The following is a 21182-nucleotide window of genomic DNA, read 5'->3' on the forward strand; positions in this document are numbered from 1 at the left end:
CTGCGGCTGTCAGTGCTTCTGCGGCCGTCAGCGCCTCGCGGCCGGCAGTGACCGCCAGTCGGAGGCATGCGCCGGGGCGAGGTCCACCCCGGCCGACCGCAGGCCCGGGGAACCGGTGGTGGAAGCGCACAGAGCCTTCGCCACGAACGTGTTGATGGCGTCGTCGATCGGGCTCGGGGTCACCGTGCCGTCCGGTCCGAGCTTGTCGTACTTCGACAGGTTGTATGCGAGCGCCATCTGCCGGCGGCCGTCCGGGCTGGAGATCACCCATGTCTCGGCGCCGAACACCGCGCCGCTGTGGCCCCAGAACGTGCCGCATCCCCAGTCGAACCGTCTGATGCCCAGACCGTATTGCCCCGTCACGTCGCCCTGGTCGTCGGTCATCGGGACCGTCGTCTCCATCTCGGCCAGTTCGGCGGCGGGGAGCAGCCGTCCGGTGAGCAACTGCCGGTAGAAGCGGTCGAGATCCGGCATGGTGGAGACGACGGCGCCGGCGGTCCCGGCCCAGGACATGTCGTAGACGCTGTAGTCGCGCGGTGGGTCGATCAGTCCGTAGAAGGACTCGTACAGCTTCGGGTGGGGGCCGGTGATGCGCGGGCCGACGGGGAAGTACGTGTGCCGCAGACCGGCCCGGCGGATGACGTTGCGCGTGATGTACCGCTCGGGGTTCTCGCCGGTGAGCTTGCCGAGCAGCAGCCCCGCGATGATGTAGTTCGTGTTGGAGTACGACCACTTCTCGCCGGGAGCGCCGGTCGGCGGCGCCTGCACTCCCATCCGGACGAGCTCCCGCGGGTCGATGTGCCGGAAGCGGTTCTCGTCCAGGCTGCTCGTGGACAGCGTCTGCAACGACGGGAAGGCGTAGAGGACGTAGTCACCGATACCGCTGGTGTGGTTCAGCAGCATCCGCACGGTGATCCGGTCGCCGCGCTCTCCGGGGACGAGGCCGGGGAGGTACCGGGAGACGGGCGCGCCCAGGTCGAGGCGGCCGGCGGCGACCTGCTGGAGCAGGGCGACAGCGGTCATCGCCTTGGAGATGCTGCCGATCCGCTGCTCCATGTCCGGCGTCACCGGACGGCCGGTGTCGCGGTCGGCGACACCGGCGGCACCGCGCCACGTGGTGTCGCCGTCCCGCACGGCCGCGTAGGCGCCGTACATGCCGGCGGTGTGGACGGCCTCGAGAGCATCCGCCAGGGCCGCCCGGTCCGTGGCCGGCCGGTGGGCAGCGGCGGCGGGGGTGGCGGCCGGTCGGGTGGCCGCCTGGGCCTGGGGGAGCGCGGCAGCCGACGTGACAGGGCCGCGGCACAGGTGAGGGCAATGGCCCATCCCCGTCTCGTCGGGGCCGGGCGTCGCCCGGGCCGGCGTGCTAAGTGCATGGTCGTCTCCACAGCCTTTCTGCGTGGGGGAACCGGGAAGGATCCTCACGGTGATCTTCGTCGGGGCCGTGGTGAGGGGCATCGTGCACGCGGAGGAGCAGGGGTACTACCGGCGGACGAGCGGATTTCGGTCAGGGGGCTTCGACCGGGCGACGGGAAGGGCGGGGGCGGGGCGCAGCGCGGCACCCCGGGCCGCTGCGTGTGCGCGTTCCATCCCGTAAACGATAGAAAGGGGATATGACTGGTGAATCCGGTCGATCTGCGCGCCGCCGGCGTCGTTCCGGCCGCTCGCTGAGCGTGCGCAGTCTCGCCGGGCAGGTCTTCCTCCTGCAGTTCGCCGTCGTCGTGCTGCTCGTCGCCGCCACGCTGGTGGCTCTCGTGGTGCAGGCCCAACGCGACAACATGGCGGACGCCAGGAACCGCACGCTCGCCACCGCCCAGACGTTCGCCAACTCGCCGGGGATCGTGGCCGCGTTGAACAGCCCGGATCCGAGCGCGGTGCTTCAGCCGCATGCCGAGGCGACACGGAAGGCCGCGGGTGTCGACGCCGTCATCGTGTACCGGCTGGACGGGATCACCCTCACCCACAGCGATCCCCACCAGATCGGCAAGCATGTCATCGGCCCTTACGCGCAGGCCGCGGCCGGCAAGCCGTTCACCAGGACCTTCCAGGGGTCCCTGGGGCTCTCGGTGATCTCGGCGGTCCCGGTCAGGGCCCCCGACGGCTCGGTCGTCGCCATCGTCTCCGTTCCCGTCACGGTCGAGAAGGTGCAGCACCGGGTGGACCGGCAGCTGCCGGTGCTCTTCGGCGGCGCCGCCGCGGCGCTGGTCATCGCCGTGGGCGGGTCCGCACTGGTGAGCCGCCGGCTGCGGCGGCAGACCCATGGCCTGGGCCCGACCGAGATGACCCGCATGTACGAGCACCACGACGCGGTCCTGCACGCCGTGCGGGAAGGCGTGCTGATCATCTCCGCCGAGGGCAGGCTGCTGCTGGCCAACGACGAGGCACGGCGGCTGCTGGAGCTGCCGGCGGACGCGGAGGGGCGCCATGTCACCGATCTGGGCCTCGAGGAGGACCTGCCCGGGCTGCTGGCCTCCGACCACCCGGCCACCGACGAGGTGTACCTCGCGGCCGACCGCCTCCTGGCGGTCAACAAGCGGCCCACCGCACCCCACGGACCAGCCGGCAGCGTGGTGACGCTCCGGGACACCACGGAGCTGCTCGCACTGTCCGGCCGGGCGGAGGTGGCGCGCGAACGCCTGAAACTGCTCTACGACGCCGGGGGCCGGATCGGCACCACCCTGGACGTGAAGCGCACCGCCGAGGAACTGGCGGAGGTGGCGGTGCCCCGGTTCGCGGACGTGGTCACCGTCGAACTGCTGGACCCGGTCCTGTCCGGCGGGGAGCCCTCCGCGGCGAACCCCGACGTGCGCCGGGTCGCGGTCGTGGGCCTGTACGACGACCGCCTCCTCTACCCCGTCGGCGCGCTGTTCCGGTTCATCCCCGCCCACCCCGTCTCCCGGGCCATGCAAGGCGGACAGGCGGTCCTCGTCAGGGACCTGAGTGCGGACGACAGCTGGGTGGCCCAGGACGCCGTACGGTCCCGGCGCATCCTCGACCACGGCATCCACTCCCTGCTGGCGGTCCCGCTGCGGGCCCGCGGGGTGGTGCTGGGAGCGGTCGACTTCTGGCGGGGGCGCGCCTCCCCGCCGTTCGACGAGGAGGACGTGTCCTTCGCCGAGGAGCTGGTCGCCCGGGCCGCGGTGAGCATCGACAACGCCCGCCGCTTCACCCGTGAACACACCATGGCCGTCACCCTCCAGCACAGCCTGCTGCCCCGCGGGCTCCCCGAGCAGGCCGCCCTCGACGTTGCCTACCGCTACCTGCCCGCGCAGGCGGGAGTGGGCGGCGACTGGTTCGACGTCATCCCGCTCTCCGGCGCCCGGGTGGCCCTGGTGGTCGGCGACGTCGTGGGCCACGGTCTGCACGCCGCGGCGACCATGGGCAGGCTGCGGACCGCCGTGCAGAACTTCTCCGGCCTGGACATGCCCGCGGACGAGCTCCTCGGCCGACTGGACGAACTGGTGTCCCAGATCGACGCCGAGGAGGTCACCGCGGGGGAGGACGGGCAGGGGATCGCCGGGGCGAGCTGCCAATACGCCGTCTACGACCCCGTCTCCGGGCAGCTGGCCATCGCCACCATGGGCCACCCGGGACCGGCGGTCGTCCATCCCGACGGGAGCGTGGACTTCCCCCCGGTGCCCGTCTCTCCGCCCCTCGGCCTGTGCGCCGGTCTGCCCGTCGAGAGCACCGAGCTGAACGTGCCCGAGGGGTCGCGGCTGGTGCTGTTCACCGACGGCCTGGTCGAGGACCGCGACCGCGACCTGGACACCGGTCTCGCGACCCTGCGCGCCGCCCTGACCGGTCCCGACCGCACTCCGGAGGCCACCTGCGCGAGGGTGATGGACGCGCTGCTGCCCGAACGACCCACGGACGACATCGCGCTGCTGGTGGCCCGCACCCGCTGTCTCGGCCCCGACCGGGTCGCCGAGTGGCAGGTGCCCCTCGACCCGGCGGCGGTGGGCCCGGTGCGCACCGCCTGCGTCCGCCGGCTGACCGAGTGGGGCCTGGAGGAGAACGTCTTCACCGCCGAGCTCATCCTCAGCGAGCTGATCACCAACGCGATCCGCTACGGCGGCGAACCCGTCTCCGTCCGGCTGCTGCGCGACCGCGCCCTGATCTTCGAGGTGGCGGACGGCAGCAGCACCTCGCCCCGGCTGCGCCGGGCGAAGGCCACCGACGAGGGGGGCCGCGGACTGTTCCTGGTCGCCCAGTTCGCCGAGCGCTGGGGCACCCGCTACACGGGCACCGGCAAGGTCATCTGGGCCGAACAGTCCCTCCACGGCGGCGCCACGCCGGGCGCCGAAGGGCTCGGCGAGATCCTGCTGGGCCAGTGGGAGGACACGGCCCTGTGAGGGCGCCGCACACACCGCCTCACCTGCGCGATCGCCCGGCGTGGGTACGCTGGCCTGGATGACCGAAGGGCCGACGCGGTACCCGTACCGCGGCTGAAGGCCCGAGAGTTCCGAAACTCCACGATCGCGCCGCCCGCACCCCGTCTGGAGCCGTCGTGACCGCACCCCGTGGCCGAGCCGCAGCCGTCCTCGGCTGCCTCGCCCTCACGACACTGTGTCTGAACGCCTGCGGCGGCCCACCGACCACCCGGCTCGAGAAGCCGGCGACGGCGACCTCCGCGCAGAACGCGGGCGGCATGGGGGCCCTGGCCGCCGCGGCGAAGAAGGAGGGCAGGCTCACGGCGATCGCGCTCCCGCGTGACTGGGCCGACTACGGCGGCCTGATCGACGGCTTCCAGAAGAAGTACGGGATCAAGGTGACCGTCCAGGAGCCACTGGGGCACAGCCAGGACGAGATCAACGCCCTCAGAAGCAGCGGAACGCGGCCGACCGCCCCCGACGTGATCGACGTCGGCGACTCCTTTGCGCGGACGGCGGCGCGGCAGAACCTGCTCGCGCCGTACAAGGTCGCGGCGTTCGACGCGATCCCCGGCAACCAGAAGGACCCGGGGGGCCGCTGGTCCAACAACTACGGCGGCTACATCTCGATCGGCTGCGACGCCCGGCGCGTCAAGCTCTGCCCCCAGACCTTCGCCGATCTGCTGAAGCCCGCCTACAAGGGGATGGTCGCCCTCGAGGGCGACCCGACCCGGTCGGAGACCGCCTTCGCCAGCGTCTACGCGGCCGCGCTGGCGAACAACGGGTCGTTCGACGACATCCGGCCCGGCATCGACTTCTTCGCCGAGCTCAAGAAGAGCGGCAACTTCAACCCGCTGCCCGCCACCTCGGCGACGGTCCGGGACGGCCGGACACCCATCACCGTCAACTGGGACTACATCAACCTCCACGCCGCCGACGAGCTCCGCGGCAAGGGCGTGAACTGGCAGGTCTCGATCCCGTTCGACGGCAGCTTCGCCCAGTACTACGCGCTGGCGGTCAACAGGCATGCCCCGCACCCGGCGGCCGCCCGCCTGTGGCAGGAGTACGTGTTCAGCACGGAGGGCCAGAACCTCCGGCTCTACGGCTATGCCCGTCCGGTCCTCATGGACGTCATGCGGAAGGACGGCACCCTGGACAAGACCGCCGCGGCCCGGCTGCCCACGGTGGAGGGAACACCGCAGTTCCCGACGGACGCGCAACTGGAGAAGGCGAGGCGGACCGTCGACCGGGGCTGGACGGCGGCCGTCTCCGGCTGACCGGCACGCCTACGGGGAGTCGGGGGGCGGCAGCGGCTGCTCGGTCCAGATGATCTTGCCCGTGGGGGTGTAGCGCGTCCCCCACTGGTGGGTCATCTGGGCGATGATGTACAGGCCCCGGCCGCCCTCGTCCTCGCTCGCGGCGTGGCGCAGGTTCGGAGCGGTGTGCCCGGTGTCGGACACCTCGCAGATCAGGGTGCCCCCGGCGAAGCCGCTGATCGGCTCCGTGCGGATCAGACGCACCTGGATCGGGCCCCCGACGTAACGGATCGCGTTGGTGACCAGCTCGGTCACGATGAGCTCGGTGGTGAACACGAGGTCGTCGAGACCCCAGTCGCCGAGCTGCTTGCCGACGGTGTTGCGGACGGAGGCGACGGCCGCCGGATCCGCGGCCAGCTCCCACTGCGCGAGCCGGTTGCGGTCCAGCAGGCGGGTGCGGACGAGCAGCAGCGTCGCGTCCTCGTCCACGGGCCCGGGCAGCAGCGTGGCCACCGCCCGGTCGCACAGCGCCTCCAATGACTCACGGTGATCGGCGAGGGCCCGGGCGAGCAGGCCGGGCCCGGCCTCGGGGCCGTCCGCCGCCTGGAAGAGGCCATCCGTGAAGAAGGCGAGCAGGCTGCCCGGCGCGAGCCGCAGTTCGGTGGACTGGTAGGGCGGGCCGGTGCCTCCGAGCGGCGGGCCGGGCGGGAGCTCCGGGTAGTCGGCGACTCCCGTGTCCGGCGGGACGACCGCCAGTGGCGACCGGCCCGCCCGCGCCAGGCTGCACTGTCCCGAGACCGGGTCGTACACCGCGTACAGGCAGGTCACCCCCCTGGCCTCGTCGGCGTGCCGGCCGCGGCCCGAATGGCCGGGCGGGCGCTCGTGCGCGGTCTGCTCGACCAGGTCGGCCAGCCGGGCGAGCAACTCGTCCGGGGCCAGGTCCAGCCGGGCCAGCACGCGTACGCCCGTACGCAGGCGCCCCATGGTGGCGGCCGCCCGCAGCCCGTGGCCGACCACGTCCCCGACGACCAGACCGACCCGGGTACCCGACAGCGGGATCACGTCGAACCAGTCGCCGCCCACCCCGGACCCGTTGTCGGCGGGCAGATAGCGGCTCGCGGCCTGCACGGCGGTGTGCGGCGGCAGGCGGTGCGGGAGCAGGCTCCGCTGGAGCTTGAGGGCCGTGGTGTGCTCACGGGTGATCACCAGCATCAGCACGAAGCCCAGCAGCAGGGCGCCCAGACCCACCACCGTCACCCCGCCCGTCGGGCCGATCAGCGGCAGGTCGACGACCGTCGCGCCGTAGCCGGGGTCCGCGTACACGCCGAAGGCGGCGTAGAGGAACAGTGCGAGCATCAGCAGACCGCCGAGCCCCGGCAGCACGCCCTTGCAGAGCAGGTCACCGGCGCTGCGGGTGAGGACCCTGCGGTGGTACCACAGGCAGGCGAAGCCGGTCAGCCCGTAGTAGAACGCGATCGCGAGGCCGACCGATTCGACAGAGTCGGCCAGGAAGTTCCGGCTGAACGAGGACAGCAGGAGCATGACGGCGATGGAGAGGGCGCCCATGCCGACGGTCGACCAGGTCGGGGTGAGGAACCTGCGGTGGACCCGGGCGAACCGGGCGGGCAGCGCCTTGTGGACCGCCATGGAGAACACGGTGCGGGCCAGCGGCAGGATGGTCGTCTGGGTGGAGGCCAGCGCCGAGGTCAGCACCATGAGGATCAGCAGCCGGGAGAACACCAGCCCCGGGCCGTGGCTGCCGAAGACGGCGTCGCCCAGCCCGGAGAGCACATCCCCCGAGTTGCCGGTGTTGCCCAGCCCGATGCCCGAACTGCCGATCCCGGCGAACGCCTGCGCGGATGTCGACACCAGTGCGTAGGTGACCAGGAGCAGCACGGTGGAGATCACCGCGGCGCGCCCGGGGATGCGGGTGCTGTCGACGGTTTCCTCGTTGACCGTGACGGCGGTGTCCCAGCCCCAGTAGATGAACACCGCCACGAGGAGGCCCGAGGTCAGCGCCTTCGCCGAGGAGACCTGGAAGGGGTCGAACCAGGAGGCGGAGATGTGGATCGCCGTCGGGGGAGCGCTGGTGTAGACCCTGACCAGCGCGGTCACCGCGAACAGGACCAGCACCGCCACCTCGACGCACAGCAGCCAGCGCTGGAGGGCGGCCGAGATCTCGATGCCGATGTAACAGACGGCGGTCAGTACGACGATCCAGACGATGCCCGCCACGGTGGTCCACAGCCGGCTCCCCGCCAGGCCGTCCAGGCCCACCAGCCGGAAGCCGTAGATCCCGGCGATCTCGGCGAGGTTGGCCAGGACGAGGATGTCCGCGACGATCAGGCCCCAGCCGCCCATCCAGCCGGTGCGCGGCCCGAAGGCACGGGTCGCCCAGGTGAAGGCGGTCCCGCAGTCGGCGTTGGACGCGTTCAGCTCCCGGTAGGCGTACGCGATCAGCAGCATCGGGACGAACGCCAGCATGGTGACGATCGGGGCCTGCAGTCCCACACCCGCCACGATGAGGCCCAGCGTGGCCGCCAGGCTGTACGCCGGGGCTGTGGAGGCCAGGCCGATGACGACCGAGGAGAACATGCCGAGGGCGCCGCTCTTGAGCCCTTTCCGGCCGGGCCCCGTGCCGGGGGCGGGGCGGTCGGCGGGACGAGTCGAAAGTGCGGCCCTGTCACCCACCTTGCCCATTATGTGGAGAATCGGCAGGGATCGCTTCTCCGTCGCCAGGCGGGGCGACCGGGCCGGGGGGACGTCCCGGGCCCGGTGTTCTCAGGGGCCGGCCAGCCCCGTCTTCAGCCCCGCCCCGCACAGCGGCACCACCGCACTGCGGGACCCGAGGGCACCCTCCCGTACGGCCCCCCAGCAGGCCACGCCCGTCGACTCCACGTACAGGCCCCGGGACGCCAGGTCGAGTTGGGCGTGGCGGATCTGGTCCTCGGTCACCGTCAGGAACGTGCCGCCCGAGTCGCGTACCGCGCGCAGGATCTGGCGGGCCCGGGGCGGCCGCGGGATCGCGATCCCCTCGGCGGACGTCGGCCCCGCGGGAGTGATGTCCACCACGTCCTCGGCGCCCTCCTCCCATGCGCGTGCCAGCGGGGCGACCGCCGCCGCCTGCACCGCGTACAGCACCGGGCGGCGGTCGAGCAGCCCCGCCCCGTACAGCTCCGCGATCGCGAGGGAGGCGCCCAGCAGCAGCGTGCCGTTGCCGACGGGGAGCACGAGGGCGTCCGGGAGCCGCCCGCCGAGGTCCTCCCACAGTTCGTGGACGTACGTCTTCGTGCCGTGCAGGAAGTAGGGGTTGAAGACGTGCGACGCGTAGAACACCCCCGGCTCGTCCGCCGCGTCGCGCGCCACCCGTGCCGCCGCCTCACGCCCGCCCTCGACCGGCACCACCCGCGCCCCGTGCGCCTCCATCTGCTCCAGCTTCTTGGCCGAGGTGCCCTCGGGGACGTACACCGTGCACGGCAGCGCGGCCCGGGCGCAGTACGCGGCGATCGACGTGCCCGCGTTGCCGCTGCTGTCGGCGATCACCTGCCGGGGCTTCAGGCGCAGCGCGAGTTCGGCGAGCAGCACCGCGCCGCGGTCCTTGAAGGACAGCGTCGGCATCAGGAAGTCGAGCTTCGCCGAGATGCCGTCGGTCAGCTCCACGAGCGGGGTGCGGCCCTCGCCGAGAGAGACCGAGGGCCCCGCGAGCGGCAGCGTCTCCGCGTACCGCCACAGCGAGTTCACCCGGCCGCCGAGGGACTTCAACGGGGCGGGCGTGGGCGCGAAGTCCAGGTCCAGCGGGCCGCAGCAGACGGGGCAGCACCAGGCGAGCGACTCCGCGGCCACCCGGGTGCCGTCCGCCGGGCAGTAACAGTCCGGCAAAGGTGTCATGCGAGAAGGCTAGTTCTCGGCTCTCCTGACTCTCTGTCATGAGAAGTGCGCGGCTCCCGTGTTCGCGGCAGGTGTGACGGCGTCCATAACGGGGAGAAAGTGCCTGGGTAAAGCCCTTGGCACAGAGAAGTCATCACATCGAGTGATTCTTTGGCCCGTGCTTGCATGGCGGAACCGACGGTTGCCACGCTGTTGCTGTCTGTACAACCTGATGGGAGCGGCCAGTGACTTTCGGTGAGCAGCCGGCGTATCTGCGTGTCGCGGGTGATCTGCGCAAGAAGATCGTCGACGGTCTGCTGCCACCGCACACCCGGCTGCCGTCCCAGGCCCGCATCCGCGAGGAGTACGGCGTCTCGGACACGGTCGCCCTGGAGGCGCGCAAGGTGCTGATGGCCGAGGGGCTGGTGGAGGGCCGCTCCGGGTCGGGCACCTACGTCCGGGAGCGGCCGGATCCGCGGCGCATCGCCCGCTCCGGGTTCCGGCCGGAGAGCGGCGCGACCCCGTTCCGCCAGGAGCAGGCGGACGCCTCCGCGCGCGGGACCTGGGAATCGCACAGCGAGCAGACGGCGGCGAGCGGCGAGATCGCCGAGCGGCTCGCCGTCCGACCGGGTGACCGGGTGATGTGCACGAAGTACGTGTTCCGGGACGCGGGCGAGGCGATGATGCTGTCCACGTCCTGGGAGCCGCTCGCGCTGACGGGGCGCACCCCGGTGATGCTGCCCGAGGAGGGTCCGCTCGGCGGCATGGGGGTCGTGGAGCGGATGGCCGCCATCGACGTGATCGTGGACAACGTCACGGAGGAGGTCGGCGCCCGCCCCGGCCTCGCGGAGGAGCTCCTGGCCCTGGGCGGCGTCCCCGGCCATGTGGTCCTGGTCATCCAGCGGACGTTCTACGCCTCGGGCCGCCCGGTCGAGACGGCGGACGTGGTGGTACCCGCGGACAGGTACCGGGTGGCGTACCACCTGCCGGTGAAGTAGCCCGGAGCCGGTGGAGCCGGAAGCCGGTGAAGCAGCCGAAAGGGGCGGCTTGGGCCCGCCCGCCTCCGAGAGCACCGCTGCAGCCGCCTCCACGAGCCCTGGAGTCAGCTGCCGACAAGCCTCACCCCGGTCGTTGCGCCCGCCCTCCTGCAAGTCGCCTTCCCGGGCCCCCGGTTGCCCCTCCGCCCAGGCTGTCCCGCCGCTGCAATCCGGTCGTTTCTCGCCGCCCCACCCCCCGGCGCTTCGCGCTGCTCCGCGTGCACAAGGGGCGTGTTAGGGGGCGCGTGTGACGGCGCGCGCCTCCTCCGTCATGGCTGGTTGCGTACCTCTTTGTGAAAAGTCGGATTCGCTGCGTGAAGGTAAGGCGTAGGCTCGGGCATATGCGCAGTGCGGTTTCCTTGGTGGGCGGGGCGCGGCCGAAGCCGGGGACGGGACTCGGGCGGGCAGGGGCGGGAAGGAGCAGTGGGGCGCGATGAACGACAGCACGGTCACTCTCCCCTGGCTCGTCATACGGCAGGACGACAACGGCAACCGCTACCGCGTGGGCAGGTACGCCACCCGCGCCGAGGCGCAGAAGATCGTGGACAGCCTCGGCGACCGCGGCCACAAACAGCTCTACTGGGTCGAGCGCATCGGGCAGAACGCAGGCGCGTGAGCCGCACCCGTCGCGCGTGGGTGACCCTCCCGCGTGGGCGACCCGTCGTGCGGCTCCCGTAGGCTCCGGCGCATGACGCAACCGATCGTGGTGGTCGGCGCCGCCGTGCTGGACGGTGGCCGCCTCCTGGCCGCCCGCCGCAGCGCACCCCCGGAACTCGCCGGCCGCTGGGAGCTGCCCGGCGGCAAGGTCGAACGCGGAGAGACCCCCGAGCAGGCCCTCGTGCGCGAGCTGCGCGAGGAGCTCGGCGTCACGGCGGAGCCCGTCGCACGCGTCCCGGGGGAGTGGCCCCTCAAGCCCGGGTACGTCCTGTACGTGTGGACCGCCCGCCTCGTCGCCGGCACCCCCGAGCCGCTCCAGGACCACGACGAGCTGCGCTGGCTGACCCGCGAGCAGGTCTGGGACGTCGACTGGCTCGATCAGGACGTCGCGGCGGTCGAAGCGGTACGGGCCGCGTGGCAGCCGCTCCCGCACCACGGCGCCTCATAGAGCCTCGGACTCTCGCCCCGCCGAGCGGGCCGCGGCAGTTCGACGACCCTGCCCCAGCCGTTTGAACTCGGGCTCCTGTGCATGGATACGGTAAAGCCTGTGCTCGCCTTGTGAGCGGCCCACGTCGCCGCGCAGGCCGGAATGCCACGGTCCCCACCTGCGGAAAAGCCGCAAGTCGCACCCCGGAGCGGGGGCGTCCCGGTCTCTCGGCTGCTGGTGGTGAATGGGACTGGTGTTGCACAAGGGGCTGGCGCCCCATACGCCGTTCGTGCCACAGTGCGCCCCAGTGCGCGGTAAGGCGCCATTGATATCGGGTATGTGCCCATTAACCCCACGAAACCGGACATGGGTGGGCTTCTGGCCTGGGAAGTGATCGGCGTGCTCGACACCCAAGGCGAAAGCGCCGAGTGGACGTTCCCCGCAGACCCCGGTGCGGTCCGCACCGCCCGCGCCGTAGTCCGGGGCCAGCTGCGCACCTGGGGTCTCGACGAGCTCGGCGATGTCGCCGCGCTGCTGGTCAGCGAGCTGGTCACCAACTCGATGCGGCACGCCACGGGCCCCATCGGCGTCCGCCTCATCCGGGCCGCCGGCCCCGTGTCCACTCTGCTCGTCGAGGTCTCCGACCCGCTCCCCGAATTCCCCCGGGAGCGCAGGGCCGGTTCCGACGAGGAGGACGGCCGCGGTCTGCAGCTGGTCGCCCACTCCTCGCGCCGCTGGGGCACCCGGCCGGCGGACACCGGAAAGACGGTCTGGTTCGAGCTCGCGGTTCCCTGCTGACCGCGCTCATCCGGTGCACGGCAGCGCGTCACCGGCGCGGCCGGCGGGGCGCGCACCGACCGATCGGATCCAGCCAGGAGAGCGGGTGACGTTCTTTGGTTCGAGCGGGCACCACCTGGTTAGAAGACTGGGAGTATTGCCCGGCCGGTCCAAAAACCATCGGGATCGTGCTGTGATCGTGAACACCGTGTTGTGCGGCACCGTAGTGCTGGATACTGCGGGCAGCCGCCCCCGGTGACCGGTGCCGGACGCGGTGAGCTGGAGGGGACGGTTCGCGTGAGCGAGATACCAGCGAAGGCCACGGAGTCCGAGGACCCGTCGGACGGCGCGAGGGGCGGGGCCGCGGTCGATGCCGCCGCGGCCGTCGAACCGCGCGACCCGGCGGGCGGCCCCCTGTGGCAGAGCAGTCCGCCCGGCTCCATCTACGACTACATCAAGGTCGCCTCGTTCTCCCTCGGCCCCGACGGGCTCGTCGAACAGTGGAGCCTGCGCGCCGAGCATCTCTTCGGCATCTCCGCCGAGCGGGCCGTGGGCATGGACCCCATCGAGGCGTTCGTCGCCCCGGACCTGCGCGAGCGCGGCCAGCGCAAGATGGCCGAGATCCTGGACGGCCGCGAGTGGACCGGCGTCATCCCCTATCGGCTGCCCGACGCGGAGCGGACCGAGGGGCTCGCCGAGGTCTACGTGATGCCCACCACGACCGAGGACGGCGAACAGGGCGCGGTGTGCATCATCGTCGACGCCCGCACCCTCCGCAGCATCGAGACCGACCTCGCCGCCTCGCAGGCGATATTCGGCCAATCTCCCTTCGGCTTCCTGCTGATCGACCTCGACCTGCGGGTACGCCGCGCCAACGAGCGGTTCGCCTCCACGTTCGGGGGCACGCCCGCCGACCACCGCGGCCGCACCGTCCACGACTACGTGCGGTCCCCGGAGGCCGAGCGCATCACCGCCACGCTGCGGCGCGTCCTGGAGACCGGCCAGTCCATCACGGACATGCACATCACGGGGTTCGTCCCCGACTCCGACGAGCGCAAGCACTGGTCCGTCAACCTCTACCGGGTGCACAGCGGCAGCGGCCGGCCCATCGGGATCGCCTGGCTCGGAACCGACATCACCGCGCGCCGTGCCGCCGCCCGCGAGGCCGCCGCCGCCCGCCGCAACCTCGCCCTGCTGAACGAGGCCGGTGCCCGCATCGGCAACTCCCTCGACCTGGAGACCACCGCCCGCGAACTCCTCGACGTGGTCGTGCCCGGCTTCTGCGACCTCGCCACCGTCGACCTCTACCAGGGCCTCCTGGCCGGCGACGAGACACCGCCGGGCCTGCCCGACGGCAGCGCCGAGCTGCGCCGCGTCGCGTTCGCCAGCGCCGTCTCGGACGCGCCCCTGGCGGGCGGGCCCGCGCCCGTCGAGGTCGGCGCGGTGCACCACTTCTCCTTCAACTCGGCCTTCGCCGACGCCCTGCGCACCGCGCGCCCCCGGCACATCTCCGCCGAGGACGGCGGCCTGATCCAGTCCACCCTCGCGGTCCCGATGGTCGCGCACGACACCGTGGTCGGCCTCGCCCAGTTCTCCCGCACGAAGGGCAGCGAGCCGTTCGGGGAACGCGACCGCGCGCTCGCCGTGGAGCTCGCCGCGCGCGCCGCGGTCTGCATCGACAACGCGCGCCTGTACCGCCGCGAGCACGAGCGGGCGCTGATCCTGCAGCGGTCCCTGCTCCCGCCGGGCGACCCGGAGGCCTCCGGCCTGGACATCGCCTGCCGGTATCTGCCGGGCAACGCGGCCACCGGGCGGCCGAGCGAGGTCGGCGGCGACTGGTTCGACGTCATCGAACTCCCCGGCCACCGCACCGCGTTGGTGGTCGGCGACGTCATGGGCCGGGGCCTGCGCGCCGCCGTCGCCATGGGCGAACTCCGCACCGCCGTCCGCACCCTGGCCCAGCTCGACCTCGAACCGGCCGAAGTCCTCGCGCAGCTGGACGAGATCGCGCGCGGCCTGGGCGCGCCCGGAGGCGTCCAGCAGGCCACCCGTGCCGCCCGCCGGCCCCGTGAGGCCGACCTGTCCGAGGTCTACCTCGCGACCTGTGTGTACGCGGTCTACGACTCGGTGACGCGCCGCTGCACCTTCGCCAACGCGGGCCATCTCCCGCCGGTGCTCGTCGAGCCGGGCGAGCCCGCGCTGATGCTGGACGTGCCGCCGGGGATGCCGCTCGGTGTCGGCGGCGAGCCGTTCGAGGAGGTCGAGGTCGAACTCCCCGAGGGCGCGCTGCTGGCGCTCTACACGGACGGCCTGGTGGAGTCCCGCGACCACCCCCTGGACGAGGGTCTGCAGGCGTTCGTCGGCGCCCTCACCGACCCCTCCCGGCCACTGGAGGACGTCTGCGACCACGTCCTCAACACCCTGGACACCCATCACGGCGAGGACGACATCGCGTTGCTGATGGCACGTGTACAGGGACTGCCGGCCGACTCCGTCGGCGACTGGACGCTGCCCCGCGAGCCGCGCAGCGTGGGCCGGGCCCGGGAGTACGCACGCGGACAGCTGCTCAGCTGGGACCTCGAACCGCTGGTCGACACCACCGAACTCCTCGTCAGCGAGCTGGTCACCAACGCGTTGCGCTACGGCGAGGGCGAGATCAGGCTCCGGCTGCTGCTCGACCGGACGCTGGTGTGCGAGGTGTGGGACGCGGGCCTGGTCCAGCCGCGCCGCCGCCGCGCCCGGGACACCGACGAGGGCGGCCGTGGGCTGCAACTGGTCGGCATGCTCTCCGCGGCCTGGGGTTCGCGCCGTACGCCGCGCGGCAAGACGGTGTGGTTCGAACTCCCGCTGCCGGGCGGCGAGGGCGGCGTCACGGACCCGGCGGAGGCGTTGCTGAGTCTGTTCTAGGCGCCGGGTCCGCGTCCGCCGACCAGGGCCGGCTCTCGGCCGGTGCCGTCCGGAACAGCTCGTCGCCGTCCCTGCGCCCCCGGGTGGCCGGCCCGCCGAAGCTCGCGGGTCCGCCGTGACCGCCCGGGCGGTGGCGCGCCTCTTCGGCCGGTGCGGCGAGTGGGGTCCCCCTGCTCGAAGAGCTTGGGGGAGCGTGCCGGGCGTCGCGGCGGGGCGGACGTCGCCTGCCGGGGCACCAGCAGGATGCCGCCGAGCACGGCGCCGCCCGTCCACAGGCCCTCGCCGTACGGCGTCCCGTACGCCCGTACGTCCCGCTCCGCGAGCCGGCGGGCCTCCCGGGCGAGTGTGTCGGCCTCACGGGCGTCGGCGAGGGCGTCGGCCGGTGCGGGGACGGGCGGCACAGCGGTGTTCACCGCGCCGCGCAGCCGCCGCTCGGCCTCGGCGAGCCGCGTCCGCGCCTCCCAGCCGACGGCGCCGCGGTGCGTGGTCACATGGCCGGCGGCCGCCCCGACGGTACTGCGGGCGACGAGCACGGCCCGCTCGAGCCGCCCCAGCGCCCCGGAACCCCGCGCCACCCGGTGCAGGGCCCGGTCCAGCCCCACGGCCGCCTGCTCGATGCGCCGCAGCGCGCCCACGGGGTCGTAGGGCCCCTCCCCGTTCCTCTCCTCCCGCACCCGCGCCACTACCGACTGGCCGTGGGCGATCGCCCGGGCGGTGTCCGTGCCCAGGAGCCCGCGGGCCTCCGAGAGGTCGGCCTCCATGTCGGTCAGGGCCGTGGGCAGGCGGTCCGCCGCCGCCGTCAGGTCCGCGGCGAGCCGGACCACACCGTCCATGAGGACCGTCGCCTGCTCGGTCGCGGCCTCGGCGGCGCGCAGCAGGGCCACCGCGTCGTCCGTCGCGCCGTCCCGCATCGCCTGCCGCGCCCGGTGCAGGACGGTCGTGGCGAAGTGCAGCCGGTCCTTCGCCTGGTCGTCGTGGCCGGCCACCGGCAGACAGGCCGACAGGGCGTACCGCGCGCGTATCCCGGCGAGTGCGCGGTCCGCGTCCGGGGCCCGTGCCGTCACCTCCCGCAGCCGTGCCTCGGCACGCTCCAGCGCCTCGCCCGCGGTCCGCTCCAGCGCTCGGATCCGGTCGAACTCGGGCGCCTGAGCGTCCAGCCGCCGCCCGGCCGCCTCGCACCGCTCGACGATCTCCTCCAGCAGCCCCCGCGCCTGCCCCTCCCCGTCGTCGAACCGCTGCCGCAGCCGGAACGCCTCAGCCACCTCCACCGCGGCGAACTCCACCGCCTCGGCGCACTCCCGTACCGCCTCGTCCCCGAACGCCTCTGCCGCGCGGCCCAGTTCCTCCCGGCTGGTGCGCACGCAGTCGTCCGTCTCGACGAGCAACCGCCGGGCCCGCCGGTCGAGTTCGTCCAGCGGTACGACGGTGGGCAGCATCCCGCCGGGTGTCGTACGGGTCGCCGCGCGCAGCTTGCGCCGCACCGATGCGTACGCCGCCACGGCGACGGCGGCGAGCGCGGCGACCAGCGGCAGCACGAGATCCCCGGTGGAGGTGTGGTGCGGTACCAGCACCACGGCGAACACGACAGGCACCCTCCGCACGGCTCGGAACACGGCGGCCGGGCGCGGCCGGCGTCGACGGTGGGGCGGCGTCACATTTCGGAGCGTATGGCTGAACACGCGGCACCGCGACCGGGGTGCGGCGCCTGATGTACGGGGGACGGATCTGGTCCTACGCAGCGCTTGGTGCCATGATCAGCCCAACGAACCGCCGGGGGCCCGATGCTGCACATCACCTCACTGATCGCCGTGTGTGTGGTCGTGGCGTTCCACGCCGTCGCGGGCGTCCTCGTCCTCGCGACCGGCCGGGTCGCGCCGTGGGCGCGGGGGAAGGTGCTGCGGCCGCGTCTGTGGGGCTTCGGAGCGCTGTTCTTCGCCGCCGGCTTGGGGCTGTGCCGATACGCGTCCACGGTGCGCGACCTCACCGTCCTCGACATCCTCTTCTCCATCGGCCTGCCCCTGATGATCTGCGGCGGAGTGCTGCAGTTCCTGGGCCAGCGCGTCGGCCGCGGGTCCGCATGACGCCCGCACGGACACCCCTCAGCCGCGACGCCCTCGCCCCCCTGGCCCGCGCCGCACTCGGCCCCACCCGCCGCCTGGACACCGTCACCCGGCTGCACGGCGGCTCCAAGAAGGGCGTCTACCGCCTCACCCTCGACGACGCCTCCACCGCGATCGCCTACGTCTGGTCACCCGACGAGGACTACTGGGACGCTCCGCCCGCCGACCCCCGCGACCCCTTCTCGCACGCCTCCGGCCTCGACGTGTTCACGGCGTCGCACGAGCGTCTCACGGCCCTCGGCATCCGCACACCGAGCCTGCTGTTCGCCGACCCAACCCACACGCACCTGCCCGCGGACGCCGCGATCGTCGAGGACCTCCCCGGGGGCACCCTGGAGGAGTTGCTGCGCCGCGACCCCCACGCGGCGGCCGGCGCGCTGAAGGACCTCGCCGCCACCCTGACCGCGATGCGCGCCCACACCGCCCCCCGCTTCGGCAAGGTCGCCCTCGTCGACGACGGGGGATCCGTGCACGGCGCCTCGTGCGAAGCCGTCGTACGGGACCGCGCACTGCGGGACACCGAGGAGGCCGCGGCCCGCGAGCCCCGTGTCGCCGCCGTGCACGACCGGCTCGACCACCGCCTGCACGAACTCTTCGCGGCGGTGCGCCCCCGCGTCCGCCACAGCGTCGTCCACGGCGAACTGGGCCCCGACCACGTCCTGCTGGATGCGGACGGCCGTCCGGCACTGATCGACATCGAAGGACTGATGTACTTCGACGCCGAGTGGGAGCACGCCTTCCTCCAGCTCCGCTTCGGCCCCCACTACGAGGCCCTGCGCACCGACGACCTCGACGAGGACCGGCTGCGCCTGTACCGCCTCGCACTGCACCTCTCCCTGGTGGCGGGCCCCCTCAGGCTCCTCGACGGCGACTACCCGGAACCGGGGCCGATGCGGGGCATCGCGGAACACAACCTCGAGCGCGCACTGGAGTTCGTACGCCGATGACCGGCATGCACTCCTGGCCGGCAGGGTGACGCAGCCGTCGGCCCGGCGACCCGGCCGGCCCAGGGACGCCGCTGCTACGAGGGACGCCTCCTGATCTTCGAGCCCAGCCACACCAGGGGGTCGTACTTGCGGTCGACCGCCCGTTCCTTCAGCGGGATCAGGGCGTTGTCCGTGATCCTGATGCCCTCGGGGCAGACCTCCGTGCAGCACTTGGTGATGTTGCAGTACCCGAGGCCGTGCTCGTCCTGGGCCGTGCGCTTGCGGTCCAGGCCCCGCTCGGCCGCCGCGTCCAGCGGGTGCATGTCCAGTTCCGCGACCCGCATGAGGTAGCGCGGGCCCGCGAACGCCTGCTTGTTCTCCTCGTGGTCGCGCACCACGTGGCAGGTGTTCTGGCACAGGAAGCACTCGATGCACTTGCGGAACTCCTGCGAGCGGTCGACGTCCTCCTGCATCATGCGGTACTCGCCCGGGCCGAGCCCCGCGGGCGGGACGAAGGCCGGGACCTCGCGCGCCTTGACGTAGTTGAAGCCGACGTCCGTCACCAGGTCGCGGATCACCGGGAAGGTGCGCAGGGGAGTGACGGTGATCGTCTCCTCCCGGTCGAACACCGACATCCGCGTCATGCACATCAGCCGCGGCCGCCCGTTGATCTCCGCCGAGCACGAACCGCACTTGCCGGCCTTGCAGTTCCAGCGCACCGCGAGATCCGGGGCCTGGGTGGCCTGAAGACGGTGGATGATGTCCAGCACCACCTCGCCGTCGTTGACCTCGACCTTGAAGTCCTCCAGGCCGCCGCCGCTCACATCGCCCCGCCACACCTTGAAGCGGGCTTCATAGCTGCTCATTCGTACAGCTCCTCTTCGGCGAGGTACTTCACCAGCTCCTCCTTCTCGAAGAGGGCGAGCAGGTCGGGGCGGACGGGTTCGGTGGTCTCCCGGGTGAGCGCGATCTGGCCCCGGACCGGGTCCGTCGCCGCCAGGCCCCCCGTCGGGTCGGTGAGCCGGCACAGCAGGTTGATCCGCCGCCACGCGCGGTCCATCGACGGGAAGTCCTCGCGGGTGTGACCGCCGCGCGACTCCGTGCGCTCCAGCGCGGCCCGCGCCACGCACTCGCTGACCAGCAGCATGTTCCGCAGGTCCAGCGCCAGATGCCAGCCCGGGTTGTACTGCCGGTGCCCCTCGACGCCCGCCCGGCGCGCCCGCACCCGCAACTCCGCCAGCTTCTTCAGCGCCTGCTGCATCTCCGACTCGCGGCGGATGATGCCGACCAGGTCGTTCATGGTCTGCTGGAGCTCCTGGTGCAGGGCGTAGGGGTTCTCCGGTGGGCGGCCCCCTTCCCCGATGTCCTCGCCGGGCGCCGGACCCTCCGCAGAGAACGGGCGCAGCGCCTCGGCCGCCGCAGTGTCCACCTGGACCTCGTCCACGCGGGGCCGCTCGGGCAGCCCCATGGCGTACTGCGCCGCGTGCAGACCGGCCCGGCGCCCGAACACCAGCAGGTCGGAGAGCGAGTTGCCGCCCAGCCGGTTGGAGCCGTGCATCCCGCCGGCCACCTCCCCGGCCGCGTACAGGCCCGTGACCCCACGGGCCGCCGCCGTGTCCGAGTCGACCGCCACGCCGCCCATCACGTAGTGGCAGGTCGGCCCGACCTCCATCGCCTCGGCGGTGATGTCCACGTCCGCCAGCTCCTTGAACTGGTGGTACATCGACGGCAGCCGGCGCCGGACGACCTCGGCCGGCATGCGCGTCGACACGTCCAGGAAGACACCGCCGTGCGGGGAGCCCCGGCCCGCCTTCACCTCTGCGTTGATGGCGCGCGCCACCTCGTCCCGGGGCAGCAGCTCGGGCGGGCGGCGGTTGTGCTCCGGGTCGTCGTACCAGCGGTCGGCCTCCGCCTCCGTCTCCGCGTACTTCTCCTTGAAGACGTCGGGGACGTAGTCGAACATGAACCGCTTGCCGTCGGAGTTCATGAGCACCCCGCCGTCGCCGCGCACCGACTCGGTGACGAGGATGCCCTTCACCGACGGCGGCCAGACCATGCCGGTCGGGTGGAACTGCACGAACTCCATGTTCAGCAGCGGCGCCCCGGCGAGCAGCGCCAGCGCGTGCCCGTCGCCGGTGTACTCCCAGGAGTTCGACGTCACCTTGAAGGACTTGCCGATGCCGCCTGTCGCGATCACGACCGCCGGGGCTTCGAGGACGAAGAAGCGGCCGGACTCGCGCTCGTAGGCGAAGACACCCGACACCCGACCCGCGGCGGAGCCGCTGTCGGACGCCGTGTCCTTCAGGATCCGGGTGACCGTGCACTCCTGGAACACCTTCAGCCGGGACTCGTAGTCGCCGGTCTCCTCCTTGTCCTCCTGCTGGAGCGCGACGATCTTCTGCTGGAGCGTGCGGATCAGCTCGAGCCCCGTACGGTCACCGACGTGCGCCAGGCGCGCGTACTCGTGGCCGCCGAAGTTGCGTTGGGAGATCTTCCCGTCCTGCGTACGGTCGAACAGGGCGCCCCAGGTCTCCAGCTCCCAGACCCGGTCGGGTGCCTCCCGGGCGTGCAGCTCGGCCATCCGCCACTGGTTGAGGAACTTCCCGCCGCGCATGGTGTCGCGGAAGTGCACCTGCCAGTTGTCGTGCGGGTTGGCGTTGCCCATCGCCGCCGCGATGCCGCCCTCCGCCATCACCGTGTGCGCCTTGCCGAACAGCGACTTGCAGATCACGGCCGTGCGGGCGCCGCGCTCGCGGGCCTCGATGGCGGCGCGCAGCCCGGCGCCGCCGGCCCCGACCACGACCACGTCCCACTCCTGCCGGTCGACCACGGACATCACAA

Annotated in this window: 15 protein-coding genes; 9 read left to right on the forward strand and 6 right to left on the reverse strand. The window is 72.6% G+C overall.

Features of this window, described 5'->3' with window-relative positions; all coding sequences use genetic code 11:
- Positions 1-27: 27 nt before the first annotated feature.
- The gene (locus N8I84_RS25650; protein WP_263231805.1) at positions 28-1323 is read right to left on the reverse strand and encodes a serine hydrolase domain-containing protein; all 1296 of its coding nucleotides are present in this window, start codon (positions 1321-1323) and stop codon (positions 28-30) included.
- A gap of 287 nt (positions 1324-1610) precedes the next feature.
- On the opposite strand from N8I84_RS25650, the gene N8I84_RS25655 reads away from it, so the two are divergent.
- Positions 1611-4349, forward strand: coding sequence for a SpoIIE family protein phosphatase (locus N8I84_RS25655; RefSeq protein ID WP_390898944.1), 2739 nt, complete (start codon positions 1611-1613; stop codon positions 4347-4349).
- Positions 4350-4504: 155 nt separating this feature from the next.
- The gene (locus N8I84_RS25660; RefSeq protein WP_263231808.1) at positions 4505-5644 is read left to right on the forward strand and encodes an ABC transporter substrate-binding protein; all 1140 of its coding nucleotides are present in this window, start codon (positions 4505-4507) and stop codon (positions 5642-5644) included.
- A gap of 9 nt (positions 5645-5653) precedes the next feature.
- Here N8I84_RS25660 and N8I84_RS25665 read toward each other — a convergent pair whose 3' ends face one another.
- Positions 5654-8314 carry a SpoIIE family protein phosphatase gene (locus N8I84_RS25665; RefSeq protein ID WP_390898945.1) on the reverse strand — a complete coding sequence of 887 codons (2661 nt, stop codon included), beginning with the start codon at positions 8312-8314 and terminating at the stop codon, positions 5654-5656.
- Positions 8315-8404: 90 nt separating this feature from the next.
- The gene (locus N8I84_RS25670) at positions 8405-9511 is read right to left on the reverse strand and encodes a threonine synthase (protein ID WP_263231809.1); all 1107 of its coding nucleotides are present in this window, start codon (positions 9509-9511) and stop codon (positions 8405-8407) included.
- A gap of 224 nt (positions 9512-9735) precedes the next feature.
- Here N8I84_RS25670 and N8I84_RS25675 point away from each other — a divergent pair, with 224 nt between their 5' ends.
- The 5 genes from N8I84_RS25675 to N8I84_RS25695 all read left to right on the forward strand — a co-directional run bounded on the left by N8I84_RS25675 (position 9736) and on the right by N8I84_RS25695 (position 15295).
- On the forward strand, positions 9736-10488 hold the full coding sequence (locus N8I84_RS25675) for a GntR family transcriptional regulator (protein ID WP_263231811.1): 753 nt from the start codon (positions 9736-9738) through the stop codon (positions 10486-10488).
- 472 nt (positions 10489-10960) lie between these two features.
- Entirely contained in the window at positions 10961-11143 is a 183-nt protein-coding gene (locus N8I84_RS25680) for an SPOR domain-containing protein (protein ID WP_263231813.1), read from the forward strand.
- 72 nt (positions 11144-11215) lie between these two features.
- Positions 11216-11632 (forward strand): (deoxy)nucleoside triphosphate pyrophosphohydrolase, encoded by a 417-nt coding sequence (locus N8I84_RS25685; RefSeq protein ID WP_263231815.1) that lies wholly within the window; start codon positions 11216-11218, stop codon positions 11630-11632.
- A gap of 345 nt (positions 11633-11977) precedes the next feature.
- Complete coding sequence (locus tag N8I84_RS25690) at positions 11978-12409, forward strand: ATP-binding protein (RefSeq protein ID WP_263231816.1); 432 nt, start codon at positions 11978-11980, stop codon at positions 12407-12409.
- A gap of 276 nt (positions 12410-12685) precedes the next feature.
- Entirely contained in the window at positions 12686-15295 is a 2610-nt protein-coding gene (locus tag N8I84_RS25695; protein ID WP_263231818.1) for a SpoIIE family protein phosphatase, read from the forward strand.
- On the opposite strand, the gene N8I84_RS25700 is transcribed toward N8I84_RS25695, so the two are convergent.
- Complete coding sequence (locus N8I84_RS25700) at positions 15292-16878, reverse strand: hypothetical protein (protein ID WP_263231819.1); 1587 nt, start codon at positions 16876-16878, stop codon at positions 15292-15294. The genes N8I84_RS25695 and N8I84_RS25700 overlap by 4 nt on opposite strands.
- Positions 16879-17076: 198 nt before the next feature.
- On the opposite strand from N8I84_RS25700, the gene N8I84_RS25705 reads away from it, so the two are divergent.
- Positions 17077-17376 (forward strand): hypothetical protein, encoded by a 300-nt coding sequence (locus N8I84_RS25705; RefSeq protein WP_263231821.1) that lies wholly within the window; start codon positions 17077-17079, stop codon positions 17374-17376.
- The gene (locus N8I84_RS25710) at positions 17373-18362 is read left to right on the forward strand and encodes a phosphotransferase family protein (RefSeq protein ID WP_263231822.1); all 990 of its coding nucleotides are present in this window, start codon (positions 17373-17375) and stop codon (positions 18360-18362) included. The genes N8I84_RS25705 and N8I84_RS25710 overlap by 4 nt, the downstream gene beginning before the upstream one ends.
- Positions 18363-18436: 74 nt before the next feature.
- Here N8I84_RS25710 and N8I84_RS25715 read toward each other — a convergent pair whose 3' ends face one another.
- Complete coding sequence (locus tag N8I84_RS25715; protein WP_263231823.1) at positions 18437-19207, reverse strand: succinate dehydrogenase/fumarate reductase iron-sulfur subunit; 771 nt, start codon at positions 19205-19207, stop codon at positions 18437-18439.
- The gene (locus N8I84_RS25720) at positions 19204-21177 is read right to left on the reverse strand and encodes a fumarate reductase/succinate dehydrogenase flavoprotein subunit (protein WP_263231824.1); all 1974 of its coding nucleotides are present in this window, start codon (positions 21175-21177) and stop codon (positions 19204-19206) included. Before N8I84_RS25720 ends, N8I84_RS25715 begins: the two co-directional genes overlap by 4 nt.
- Between the last annotated feature and the right edge of the window lie 5 nt (positions 21178-21182).

This window comes from Streptomyces cynarae, assembly GCF_025642135.1.
GTDB classification, from domain to species: Bacteria; Actinomycetota; Actinomycetes; order Streptomycetales; family Streptomycetaceae; genus Streptomyces; species Streptomyces cynarae.